6 protein-coding genes are annotated in these 13,662 nt (G+C 39.5%); all 6 read left to right on the forward strand.

The features are described 5' to 3' along the window. Window positions 1-627: 627 nt before the first annotated feature. The 6 genes from E4F24_RS12400 to E4F24_RS12425 all read left to right on the forward strand — a co-directional run bounded on the left by E4F24_RS12400 (window position 628) and on the right by E4F24_RS12425 (window position 13,619). Window positions 628-2,778, forward strand: a complete 2,151-nt coding sequence (locus E4F24_RS12400) for a right-handed parallel beta-helix repeat-containing protein (RefSeq protein WP_140939262.1) — start codon at window positions 628-630, stop codon at window positions 2,776-2,778. A gap of 11 nt (window positions 2,779-2,789) precedes the next feature. Then, window positions 2,790-5,948: a glycosyl hydrolase 2 galactose-binding domain-containing protein gene (locus E4F24_RS12405; RefSeq protein WP_140939264.1), complete on the forward strand. Its 3,159-nt coding sequence runs from the start codon at window positions 2,790-2,792 to the stop codon at window positions 5,946-5,948. Window positions 5,949-5,988: 40 nt separating this feature from the next. Then, the gene (locus tag E4F24_RS12410; protein WP_140939266.1) at window positions 5,989-7,869 is read left to right on the forward strand and encodes a glycoside hydrolase family 97 protein; all 1,881 of its coding nucleotides are present in this window, start codon (window positions 5,989-5,991) and stop codon (window positions 7,867-7,869) included. A 185-nt stretch (window positions 7,870-8,054) separates the two neighbouring features. Continuing rightward, window positions 8,055-8,636 carry an RNA polymerase sigma factor gene (locus tag E4F24_RS12415; RefSeq protein WP_140939268.1) on the forward strand — a complete coding sequence of 194 codons (582 nt, stop codon included), beginning with the start codon at window positions 8,055-8,057 and terminating at the stop codon, window positions 8,634-8,636. Between the two features lie 62 nt (window positions 8,637-8,698). After that, window positions 8,699-9,919, forward strand: coding sequence for a FecR family protein (locus E4F24_RS12420; protein ID WP_140939270.1), 1,221 nt, complete (start codon window positions 8,699-8,701; stop codon window positions 9,917-9,919). Window positions 9,920-10,172: 253 nt separating this feature from the next. Continuing rightward, complete coding sequence (locus E4F24_RS12425) at window positions 10,173-13,619, forward strand: SusC/RagA family TonB-linked outer membrane protein (protein ID WP_181182479.1); 3,447 nt, start codon at window positions 10,173-10,175, stop codon at window positions 13,617-13,619. Window positions 13,620-13,662 lie beyond the last annotated feature (43 nt).

Here is a 13,662-nt window from a genome sequence, read left to right on the forward strand (position 1 = left end):
CCACTCTGGCGCCATTGGGCGACTAAGGACAACATTTTATCGCGCTTGCTTTCTATCAAATTCATGCAAGCAAAGGTAATCCCAATAAAAAACTATTTAAATATGTACTTGATAGGCCGGATACGATTGAATGATGCGAAATGTGTAGCTATATTTTTGTAATCTTTTGATTTAAATATCTTTTCCTTTTTTATAATATTTTGATTGTGTGTAATAGCATGCCTAAGCTCTGAAATAGTTTTCCAAAAAACAGAGAACTTCAATTTGTAATTATTGGATTCAGAATATTTATTGAAATTTTCTTTAGTTGCTTTACGTATTAGCTTTAAAAGTGAATCACCTCCTGGGTATTTACCTCTGTCCAACGGATTGAATTTTTTCGGTATCTACTAGTTTACCTTAGTAATTTATAAAGCGACCAAAACAAAGTTATTCTTAGTTACAGATACTTTTTTTTGCTATACAGCATTTTCTTTTGTTCAGGATTAAACTTTTTGTTGCAAATAAAAAGTTGATTTTTATTAATAACTTTGTTTTTTTTTGATAACCGCGCGGAATATATGGATGTAGAAAATAATATTTTGTTATTGAAGAATATCTCTTCTACATTTAACTAAAACACTTAAAATGAAATTAGACAAGTATCGTATTCTACTATTTGCCTTTCTGCTGATTGTGGGCACTACATCGGCACAAACTGTTAAACAGTTGTTTGTATCTCCATCAGGAAATGATAAAGCAATCGGAACCATTGATAAACCTTTTGCAACATTAGCAAAGGCACGCACTGCAGTGAAGACCATTTTAGAGAATGAAAAAGGTGTTGCTATTCACGTGTATTTCAGAGAAGGGGACTATTTTTTCAAGAGTAGTGTACTGTTTGATCAGCTGGATTCAGGTACAGAAGATTCTCCTGTTACTTATTCCGCTTATCAGGACGAGTTGGTATCATTCTCAGGGGGTATTTCTTTGCCTGTAAATCTCGCTGTTCCGGTAAAGGACAAAGCGATATTAACAAGGTTTCCGGTGTCAGCGAAGGATAAGATCTTGCAGATTAATTTGAAGAAAGCAGGGGTCATGGATTATGGTACATTGAAGCCTTATGGTTTTGGACGTCCTTATGAACCGGCACCGCTCGAATTATTCGTTAATAAGGAGGCCCTTATCCTGTCCCGTTTTCCAAATGATTCATTGATGCGTATGGGTAAGGTTATCGATCCCGGCTCAGTACCTCGTAATGGGGACTTTTCGCAGCGTGGCGGCAAATTTCATTTTATGAATGATGCACCCAACCGTTGGTCGCAGGCCAAAGATGCCTGGATATCCGGTTTTTTTCACTACGGGTATGCTGACGATGCTGTACAGATAGCAGATTTAGACTTAAAGAATAAGATCATAACTACAAAGCAGGAAACATTATACGGTTTTAAAAGTGGAGCTCAATTCAATAAGTTCTTCGCTTACAATCTGATGGAAGAAATAGATATGCCTGGAGAGTATTATCTGGACCGGACCTCCGGTATTTTATACTTTTATCCTGTAGCGGACGACTTGGAATCTATCGAAGTATCTATGTTGGAAGAGCCATTGGTCCAATTAAAGGACGCTTCTTTTATTCACTTTAAGAAGATTACGTTTGAATGTTCGCGGGGTATAGGGCTATACATTGAAAATGGTCGTGAAAATAAGATAGACAGCTGTGTATTTCGTAATCTCGGAATTGTAGCCATCAATATGGGCAAAGGGGTAGAGCCTTTCAAACAACTGACTCATGAAGGTGATGGTGTAGTTGCTTCGGCTAAACTGGGAAGCTTGACAAACTATATTTATACGCACACTACCTTTAATCGAGAGGCCGGTATCGGCCATATCATCTCGAATTGTGAGATATACAATATAGGTTCGGGTGGGATCAGCTTGAGCGGAGGAGATCGTTTGACTTTGGAGAAAGGAAACAATCAGGTTGTCAATTGTAGCATTCATGATTTTAACAGAATCAACCGTTCGTACAAGGCGGGCATAAATATAGATGGTGTGGGTAATATCATTCGTAATAATGAAATCTACAATTGTCCGGGTAGTGCAATTCTGTTACATGGCAACGATCATTTGATTGAATACAATTCCATCCACCATGCTGTTACGGATGGAGACGACATGGGTGCTGTTTATTATGGACGGGATCCTAGCGAACAGGGTAGTAAAGTACAATATAATTTCTTTCACCATATTGGCAATAATCATGGTCTTATTGTAGCCGTGTATCATGATGACGGAGCATGTGGGATGGAGGTTACCGGAAATATTTTCTATAAAGCGGGCTCTAGAAATATATTGATGGGTGGAGGTAGCGATAATGTGTATCGTAATAACATCTTTATAGGGCCTCAGCAGGCATTACATCTTGACAATAGATTGATGAATTGGGCAAAGTCAAGTCTTGATAAAGACGGAATATTTCAAAAGCGACTTGAAGCGGTCAATTATAAAGATGAACCTTATGCTGGTAGATATCCTCATCTGAGCAATTATTTTGAAGACAATCCGGCCTTGCCTAAGCGCAATTTTATTGAGCATAATGTATTTGTCGATATCAAGATGATCCACTATGGAAGTCCGGCATGGTCTTACATCGGGAAGAACTATATTGGCAATGGTGATCCCGGATTTGAGGATTTCGAAGCTATGAATTTTCAGCTCAAATCAACATCAGAGATATTCAAATTATTACCGGAATTTAAAGCGATACCTTTCCATAAAATCGGTATTCAAAAATAGAAATAAAAAATATGGATATTCAACTGTTGAAACCACCTGTATTTACTCATCTTTACAGACTATGCTCATTTTTAGGCTTGCTTTTAATACATTTCAACGTGTATTCGCAGGACAAATTTGCCGATATAGGAACCCGTATATATGACACGAGGGTACATTTATTAGAACAACCTAAGCCTCCTGTATTAGCAGATGTTAATTTGCCTGTAACGCATAATCCGGCTTCGGTATTTAAAGCGGTTAAGCCTATTTCTACAAAGGAAGAACTGTATAATCAGCTGGCTGATTTAAAAACGCGCTACCTGCCATTTATGCAGAATCTGGCTCCTGTACCAATAGGAACCAGAAAGCAAATTCCACTATCGAGGTTCAATTGGCGTGTAGAATCATCCGAGGATCTTCTTAATTTCCCCTTTACATTACAGGGGGGAGGCCAATGGGAAGAAGTTCAAATACCACACTACGGACCTCCTTTGGGACGAGCAGTTACTTATTATTATAAAGAAATCGATCTTGCAGCAACTGATTTTGCAGCAGGTAATTTATTTATCTGCTTTAAAGGTGTAGATTATAAGGCATCTGTGTTTGTAAATGGTAGCTTATGTGGTTCACACGAAGGTTTTTTTGCTCCCTTTGAGTTTGAGATTTCCAAAATTGCTAAACCGGGGAAAAATCACCTGTTAGTGAAGGTGGAGAATGATTATACGACCACCGGAGGCAAAGACGATAAGGGCAATGAACTTGTTGGCAATAAAATTTATGCGGTAAGTGGGTTGGGCTATGACGACCCGGAGGAAGGCTGGCATCTATGTCCGGCTGGAATGGGCATCTACCAAGATTGTTATATTGAATCTAGAGCAGCTTTGCATGTAAATGATATTTTCGTTCGCCCTAGATTAGAAACATCAACGGCAGAGGCCTGGATTGAAATTAATAATTTTGAACCCTATCCTGCAGATGCTACTCTACGTATTTCGGTATATGGACAGAACTTTGCAGAGACCGTAGTCGAGGATTTGGAATATATCCCTTCTACCACGTATGTACCGGGTGTAGGTGATCTTGCCAAACCTGTAGATTGGCAGCAAACCAAGATGAAAATGGGTTATGGACCCAATTATTTGCGTGTTCCTATTGATATGAAATCATTCCGATTGTGGGAACCTGAGCATCCGTGGCTGTATCAGATTCAGGTCAAAGTGTATGATGGAAAGGGGCGTCTAACGGATACGCGTGTACAACAGTTTGGGATGCGGAGTTTTACGATGGATACGCTGAATACTCCTAAAGGTAAAATGTATCTCAATGGACAAATGATTCGCTTGCGCGGGGCCAACAGTATGGGCTTTGAACAACAGTCTGTATTTCGCAAAAACTGGGATCAGTTGATAGATGACCTGCTGTTAGCGAAGCTTTGTAATATCAATTATTTGCGTTTTACACAGCGTCCTGTGCAAGATGAGGTATATGATTATTGTGATAAGTTGGGCTTATTGAATCAAACAGATCTTCCTTTATTTGGTAGTCTACGACGTAATCAATTTGCCGAAGCGATCAGGCAGGTGGAAGAGATGGAGCGGCTGGTTCGAAAACATCCGTCTACCATTTTGATTACTTATATCAATGAGCGGTTTCCAAATGCAGAAGGATTTCCACAGCGTAGTCTCAATACGGCCGATGAGTATTATCGTCTGTTCACCGCATTGGATCAAGCTGTATTATTAAGTAATCCCGACAGGGTGATCAAAGCGGGAGATGGTGACTATGATCCACCTTCTCCGGGATTGCCGGATAGTCATTGTTACAATACCTGGTACAATGGGCATGGTTTGGCACTTGGAAAAATGTATCAGGGATATTGGCAGCCTGTAAAACCCGGATGGATGTATGCCTGCGGCGAGTTTGGTGCCGAAGGACTTGATCCGTTGAACGTCATGCAAAAATATTATCCCGAGGCATGGTTGCCTCGAAATAAAGCAGAAGATGCGCTTTGGACTGCCAATAAGATTTCGAAGTCGCAGACGCATCGCTTCCATTATATGTGGTACAATCCGCAGAAAAGCTTAAACGATTGGATTGAGGCGAGTCAGGATTATCAGGCATGGGCCATGAAATTTGTTGCCGAGACCTTTCGGAGAGACTCTAGGATGGTCTCTTTTGCCGTTCATTTGTTCATAGATGCGTGGCCGGCGGGTTGGATGAAGTCCATCATGGATGTTGATCGTCAACCTAAAAAAGCTTATTTTACCTATCGGGATGCTTTAGCACCTCTTATGGTTTCGTTGCGTAGTGATCGTAGTAAGTTCTATTCCGGAGAGGAAACTGCTTTTGAAACCTGGATATGCAATGATTTGAATAAGGCTCCTGAGGGGTATCAAATAAAATATCAGATTGAGAAAGAGGGGAAGGTTGTGCTGGCCAATCAGGTTGTTGCACGAGTGCCTGTCAACAGTGCTGAGTTTCAGGGGTTCCTTAAATTCAAATCTCCAAACGTAGATCAACGTACTGCTTATATGTTACGTGTAGCGTTGGTTAATGAAAAAGAGGAAAGTATTTATCAGAATGAGTTTGCATTTGAGGTGTTCCCACAGCGGGTAGCTCCCCAAAATAAAATCCATATTATAGGGGGAGAAGGCAGTCAGGTAGCGACCTTGGTTCAGCAAGCAGGTTATAGGGTAGTTTCTTCCGGAGAGGCAGCTGATGCGATACTGATCGGAGGCTTTGACCATTATAAAGTAAGACAGCATGAAATAGAGGGGTGGGCTAAATCCGGAAAAACAGTGCTGTTCATGGAGCTTCCTGAGGGACAATATTCCATAGCCAATACCACTGTTTCCATAGAGAAAAACAGTATGGGCGATTACTATTTTGCTTCGCCGATGACAGGGCATCCGGTGGTTAAGGATAATCAACCTTTTGATTTTAATTTATGGTACGATGGGAAGGAAAAATGTATTGCCCCTATACTTAGTCATACCATGTCCGGTGAAGGTTGGATACCAATTTTAACAAGCGGTAATTCCAACTGGCTGGGTGATAAAGGTACGGTGATGGCAGCCGGAGAGTTAAAATATGGTAAAGGTGTGTTTCGGATTTGTGAACTACAATTGATTGATCGGGTAGTTTGTAATCCAACGGCCATATTCTTTTTGGACAATATGTTAAAATAAGGGTTTAGTGTAAATATTTAAATTTAATGCAAAATCGATTATGTTAAAAATAATATCCTTTCTATGCTGCTGTCTGGTCAGCATTCAACTATTAGTAGCTCAAGGTACTACCGAACTGCGTTCACCCAACGGGAGGTTGGTTTTTTCATTTAGTCTGTTGACGGATGGAAAACCGATGTATTCTGTTTCGGATCAAGGTAAGTCTATTGTATCCTCTTCTGTTTTGGGATTATCCGAATGGGATAGCGGATTTAAATTATCGGGTATAGAAAATACTGCCCGGGATACGGTTTGGCATCCTGTTTATGGTGAAAGAAATCAAGTCAGGGATTATTATCAGGAGATGAAAATTACATTAATACGTAATAATAATCAACGACACAAGTTTCAGATTCTTGTAAGAGCTTATAATGAGGGGATCGCTTTTCGCTATTTATTACCTGAGGATCCTGATGGTGGAATGGACATCAGTATCGCAAAAGATCTTACCGAATTTACTGTCCCAGAAGGAACTAAGGCTTGGTTTACCAATAGAGCACAGGGGGCTTATAGCTTACTGTCGCTGAAAAATTGGCCGGATGAGAGTGAAAGACCTTTAGTGTTGCAGTTGCCCGAGGGCGGTTTTGTATGTCTGGCAGAAGCGGAGATGGTAAATTATTCCCGAACTAAATTTATACTGAGTTCGGAAAAACCGAATACGATTCAGTGTTCGATGTATGATAAAGTCGATTTCTTCACACCCTTTGCTACACCTTGGCGGGTAATCATGGTTGCTGATCGTGCAGGGCAATTGTTGGCAAATAACGATTTGCTATTGAATTTAAATCCGCCATCTGAGATCAACAATACCTCTTGGATTCAACCCGGTAAGGTGATGCGTGAGATGACTTTATCTATGAAAGGTGCCAAAGAGCTGGTTGATTTTGCTGTCAAACGCAAGATCCAATATATTCATTTTGATGCAGGATGGTACGGTTATGAATATGTGGTCGGTTCAGATGCAACTAAGGTGGATGTAGATCCGCGGCGTAATCCGAAGAGTGATCTTGAGCTGCAGGAAATTATTCGCTATGCCAATGGCAAAGGTGTTGGGGTATTTCTTTATGTCAATCAACGTGCGCTCTATAAGCAGTTGGATGAGTTATTACCGTTGTTTCAGCAATGGGGGGTACGTGGGATCAAATTCGGTTTTGTTGAAGTCGGTTCTCATAAATGGACTACCTGGTTACACGATGCGATCAAAAAATGTGCAAAGTACAATTTGATGGTTAATGTGCATGATGAATACAGACCTACAGGATTTAGTCGTACTTATCCTAATCTAATGACGCAGGAAGGTATACGCGGCAATGAAGAAATGCCTCCTGCAACGCAAAATACCATATTTCCTTTCACGCGTTTTATTGCAGGAGCTGCCGATTATACCATCTGTTACTATCAGCAACTGGGGTTAAAAGAAAATGTACCATCAGAACGAACCATAAAAACAACTTCCGGGCATCAATTGGCATTGTCTACTATTTTCTACAGCCCACTGCAATATATGTATTGGTATGATATTCCATCAAACGCTCAGGATGAGCCTGAATTGGAATACTTCGATAATATATCTACGGTATGGGATGATACGAGAATAATGGATGGAGAAATCGGACAATATATTACCATCGCTCGTCGTAAAGCAGAGGATTGGTTTGTAGGCACTATTACCAATAATGATGCGCGTGAATTAAAGATTTCGTTGGATTTTTTGACACCGGGAAAGAAGTATGAAGCATGTATTTACCATGATGATCCTGCTTCAAAAACCCGTACAAAAGTTTCTGTTAAGCGGATCAATGTGGATGTTAATACGGTGTTGGATGTCAAATTGATTGCGTCTGGCGGGCAGGCGATCTGGATACGGCCGTTATCTAAGTAATATATAGTATTTGTCTTTGTTTCAGATGTAATGAATGGCAATAGCATGATAAACTTTGTATATGATGACAATGGATTTGAATGCTGGCGGAGGTTCATCTTAAAGGTGGTTTTGGTGTAATAACATTTTTTGTATAACTTTATTCCGAATATTGTGATTGAACCAAGAATGATCTAATAATCCTGATGATGAAGTTACAAAGCGTACCGTGTACTTTAGATGTTTTTATACAGTTTAAGGCTGGTAAAGAGTCGGCTTTCCGTACTTTATTTGAATATTATTATCCGATCTTATATCGGAAGATCTGCAAATTTTGTCCTAATGTGGTAGAGGCAGAAGAGATTACACAAGAGGTCTTTGTTCAATTATTTTTAAAGAGAGGAGAGATTAAAAATATTACCTCTATTTATCCATTTCTATATACTGTAGCTAAACGAATGGCGGTTTCTTATTTTCGAAAGCGCATCGTACGGCTTCGCTATCAACAAGAAGAATTGCAGCAATGGTCTGAAAGCTGTTTTCAGACGCAAGAAAAAATCGAGTTGAAGGAATTACAGACTTTGGTTGACAATGTCATTGAGGATTTGCCAGTTCAACAACAGCAGGTCTATCGAATGAATAAATTAGAAGAAAAAAGTTATGATGAGATTGCTAAAGAACTGGGCCTATCGAAACATACGGTACGTAATCATCTTTATTTAGCAACTAAGTTTGTCAGAATTAGTATGGAAAAAATCCTTTTTATAATTTTTTTATTAAAAATTTGATTTTGCGTTGGTACGTTTGACTCTGTAGTGCGATTACATTTATAGAAAGCGCACCAGTTAAAATGTCAAAAATCGAAAATTATAAGCGATTAATTCGTCTTTTTTATAGCCAAAAACTAGACCAAGAGGAAATCAAATTGATTTATTCCCTGAAGGATGATCCGGAATTTAAATCAGCTTGGGAAGAAATCTGGCAGGAAGAGGAGTTAGACGATGAGTCCATTTCGAGGGAGATAGGCCCATTCGAGATGTACGAACGTATTGTTGATGACGAACGTGTTCGATTCACCCAGGGCAATGATATTCGTCTTATTCAATCCCAAAGGTATCCTTACACAATCGTGGGGGTAGCGGCCTCTTTACTTTTGTGTGCATTTGCGGCAATATGGTACTGGAGTTCTTATTCAGGCAATAATGTCAATAGTGTAAATGATGTCGCTTCGAACGCGAAGTCTTTAATTGTACCGGGTAGAGATCGAGCTACCATCATTTTGGATGATGGCGAGAGGATCGATCTGGATCAATTACAAGAGGGAACAATTATCGAAACAGATGATTTTTCGATTGTAAAGAATGCTGAAGGACATATCTCTTATCTTATTAAACCTTTACGAGAACATTCTTCTAAATTAGTCTATAATACCATCGTTACACCGAGAGGTGGAGGAGGGCAATTGGAATTGCCTGATGGTACGGTTGTGTGGCTGAATGCTTCAACTACATTACGTTATCCGATTTTTTTTAATGCCGACCAACGGCAGGTAGAGTTGAATGGAGAGGCTTACTTTGATGTTGCTAAACAAGAAATTGGAGGTAAGCAGGTTTCTTTTATTGTAAATACAGGAAAGCAGCGACTGGAAGTTTTAGGGACAAAATTCAATATCAATAATTACGGTGAATCTATTGTAACGACATTGATTGAAGGAAGAGTAAAATTGGATTATCCAAATACTAAAGTGTCGTCCAAAGTGCTTGTTCCTAGTGATCAAGTTGTATTTAGTGAGGTTGAGGAGCGGTGTAATCAATATCAAGTTGATCCATTTTATATTACAGCTTGGAAAAATGGAAATTTCGCCTTTGATGATGCTTCTATCTATGAGATCATGGCAGATATAGGCCGGTGGTATAATGTAGATATCAAATACCATGGCGATTTTAAAGGTGTTCGTTTCTCGGGAGCTATTTCGCGCTATTCGGACATTGATAAATTATTAAAAACAATAGCTATAACAGGTGGATTCAATTTTGAATTGAAAGAAAGAGAGGTACATATTATGAAATAAAATGATGAATAATGCTTAAAAAGATACAGGAGCGTTGTGAGCGCCCCTGAGATCTTCATCCAGAATGGAATCATCGAAAAGAATACATAGACTGATAGCGTTGTGAGCGCAATCAAGATCTTTTATCCACAATGGATGTGTGATTGAAAATAAGTTTGTTAAAAATAAAACCAACCCAATGCTAAGTTATGAAAAAAAACGGGATGTTTTGTGCATGAAAAAGTGGCACCCATCCTTTAAAATCCCAGTCGCTATGAAACTATCATTAGCAATCCCATTGTTATTGGCAACGAGTCTTCAGGCCTATGCTAATTCATTTGGACAAAATGTAACGTTGGAGAAGAAAAATGTAAAGCTTTCTGTCGTTTTGAAAGATATTCAAAGGCAAAGTAATTATAATATCTTCTATAACAAGAAATTGATCGACGATCAAAAAAGAATTGATGTAAATTATAAAAACACGCATTATAAGAAAGTGCTATATGATATTCTCGGTGAATATAAATTGGATTTTCAACAGGTGGATAATAATATCCTCCTAAGTAGGCGAGTTCAATCTAATTCAGGTACTTTGGATACCGGTAGCGATATCCAAATAAGAGTAATAACCGGAATTGTGAAAAATCAAAACGGAGAGCCTTTAGCTAATGTGACCGTTGCGGAAAAGGAGACTAATAACAGGGTAATGACGCAGGCGGACGGTCGATTTGCAATTCAGGTTGCCGGGCAAGATGCGATATTACGTTTTTCCATCATTGGGTTTGGTACCAAGGAAGTTGCTGTTCGTAATCAGAATGATCTTCAGGTATCGTTAATGCCTGTTGTCAGCGATTTAGAAGAGGTTGTTGTTGTGGGGTTTGGTGCTCAACAGAAAGCAAAAATTACAGGGGCAATATCCACGATAAAGATGGATGATGTTTTGGGCGACAGACCGGTAAGTACAACAGCATCGTTGTTGCAAGGTGTAGTACCGGGATTGCAAGTGAGTATTTCATCGGGGCAACCGGGAGCAGGTGCCAGTTTCAATATTAGAGGAGGAACAGGTTTTGGGACATCTCTGACCTCGGCTATGAATACGGCCGGCCCGTTAGTTTTGATTGACAATGCACCCTTAAATGGCCCGCTAAATCTGATAGATCCCAACGATATTGAGACGATTACGGTACTAAAAGATGCCGGTTCTGCAGCTATTTATGGTGCAAGATCTGCATTTGGTGTGGTTTTGATTACCACAAAGAAAGGGGCAAAAAACCAAAAAACACAGTTCAATTACAATAGTAATACTGTATTTGCTACAGTGACCAATTTACCGGAAAAGGCTACACCGCTACAGACTGCTCAACATTATATTGATGGAGGGCGTACATCCTACTACGGTAATCAGGATCTTAAGACGTGGATCGACTTGCTCAATGAGTTTGAAGCAGATCCTTCTAAGTACCCTGATGGATATACGATTGAAGATAATGTGTATTATAAATTAGCGCCGAATAACGCTGTCCAAAATTTACTGGGGAATAATTCTACGATGTATATGCAGAATTTGTCAGTCAACGGAGGTACGGAGAAGACGAGTTATCGTTTTTCATTCGGGTCTACTAATGAAAAAGGAATTCTTGTTCCTGAAGCTAATCAAGACAGGTACAAGCGTTATACGTTGAAATCTATTGTTACAACAGACATTACCCCTTGGTTTACGACACAGGTCGATGCTAATTATTTTCATTCTCATACGACGACACCATCGTACGCAAATGCTTTTGGAGATGCTACAAATATACCTTCTTTCCTAGAGACAGACATGATTCCGGGCTTGGAAGGCAATATTGCGTCAGCTAGGTATATGCTTATGAATACGGAACCGCGAACAAATCGATCGGGTGAGGTTCGATTGACCGGCCGTGCTATCTTAAGACCATTACCTAATTTAACTATTACAGGAGAATATACGTTTGACAATATCAAAAATCTTGTTACCAGTTATGATAAGATTGTCGCCGGACAATTGAATCCTTATATTCTTACGCCAGCTAGTTATGGAACGGGTAAGTTTTCGAAGAATAATAATTTTACCGATTATCAAACCATTAATATATTTGGATCTTATGGCATGAAACTGAATAAGCATAATGGTAATTTGATGCTTGGTTTTAATCAGGAACTCAGAAAATTTGAGTCCGTACTTGTGTCAAAAGCTGATATGATCAATTCAGATATACCTGCAATCTCTACAGGTATAGGGGTTGTTGAAGCAGAAGATAATTATTCCGAATTTTCTACACGTGGATTCTTTGGTAGATACAGTTATGACTATGATAGCAAGTACCTGGTAGAATTGAACGGTCGATACGATGGTTCATCCCGCTTTCCAACAGGACACAGATGGGGATTCTTCCCTTCGGCTTCTATTGGTTGGCGTATTACACAGGAGTCATTTATGGATTTCAGTAAGAACTGGCTGGATGAGTTTAAAGTAAAAGCTTCGTACGGTACAGTGGGGAATCAAAATATTGGCGAGTATAGCTTCTTCGCAGGAATGAATCCTACGCAACCGACTTGGTTGAATACAGGGGTGCCGGTTACAACTGTGGGAGCTCCTGGCTTGATAAGTCCGGATTTTACATGGGAAACTGTTGTAACCAAAAATTTAGGATTTAATATTGCGCTTCTTAAGAACCGTTTAAGTAGCTCCGTTGATATTTATGAGCGTACGACAAAAGATATTTTGAGCGCTAATGATACACCACTTCCGTCAATCTTAGGAACAGGTGCCCCATTGGTGAATGCGGCATCTCTGAGGACAAATGGATTTGAAGTTGATTTAAACTGGAAGGATAAAGTGGGGAATGTCAGTTATTATCTTGGTGCAAATCTCTACAATTATAAATCCATAGTGACCAAGATATTCAATCCGAATAATCTTATTACCCAACTTTATGTAGGTAAAAACATGGGGGAGATTTGGGGATATACCACGGATCGCTTTTTTACTGTAGATGATTTCGAAGAGGGAACGTTGAATGCGTCTTTGAAAAATGGAACGTTGAAGCCTGAACTTCCTAAATTACCAGGTCAAACGCCAAATCCAGGAGACCTCATGTATGTGGATAGAGATGGTAATGGTATTATTAATACAGGTTCTAATACCTTGGAGGATACGGGAGATAGGACAATCATTGGTGATAATATCCCTAAATACCAATTCGGATTTAGAGGAGGGGCCTCTTATAAGAATTTTGATTTTTCATTTGTGATGGCAGGTGTTGGTAAGCAGGACCAATGGAGAGCTAACCAATTGACTTTTCCTAATTTTTGGCAAACTTATGGTGCATTATATAGTCATCAGTTAGATTACTGGACAGCTGAAAATACCGATGCGTACTACGGACGCATATATGCGGATGCTGCCGGGGGAACAGCACAAGCAAACAATCAGGTTGTGCAAACCCGTTTCCTATTAAATGGAGCTTATTTAAGGGTGCAGAATCTGACGTTGAGATATCGGCTAGCTGACCATGCGGCAAAGAAGCTGTTTATTAATAAGCTATCAATTAGTTGCAGTGTTGAAAATCCGTTCACATTCGACAATCTACCTAAAGGAATGTTTTCTGACATAGCCAGTATTGGTGGTACAGCCGGTGGTGGTATGGGCTACCCCTTTATGAGGAAGTGGTCACTAGGATTAAATCTCACTCTTTAATAGATTAGAACGCATTTTATCAAGTAAAAGTGTTGTAACTAAA

The sequence above is a fragment of the Sphingobacterium lumbrici genome (assembly GCF_006476045.1).
Classification (GTDB): domain Bacteria; phylum Bacteroidota; class Bacteroidia; order Sphingobacteriales; family Sphingobacteriaceae; genus Sphingobacterium; species Sphingobacterium lumbrici.

Coding starts and splice junctions, on each gene's coding strand:
- E4F24_RS12410 (WP_140939266.1), top strand. CDS start 5,989: ATGTTAAAAATAATATCCTTTCTATGCTGCTGTCTGGTCAGCATTCAA.
- E4F24_RS12405 (WP_140939264.1), top strand. CDS start 2,790: ATGGATATTCAACTGTTGAAACCACCTGTATTTACTCATCTTTACAGA.
- E4F24_RS12415 (WP_140939268.1), top strand. CDS start 8,055: ATGATGAAGTTACAAAGCGTACCGTGTACTTTAGATGTTTTTATACAG.
- E4F24_RS12425 (WP_181182479.1), top strand. CDS start 10,173: ATGAAACTATCATTAGCAATCCCATTGTTATTGGCAACGAGTCTTCAG.
- E4F24_RS12420 (WP_140939270.1), top strand. CDS start 8,699: ATGTCAAAAATCGAAAATTATAAGCGATTAATTCGTCTTTTTTATAGC.
- E4F24_RS12400 (WP_140939262.1), top strand. CDS start 628: ATGAAATTAGACAAGTATCGTATTCTACTATTTGCCTTTCTGCTGATT.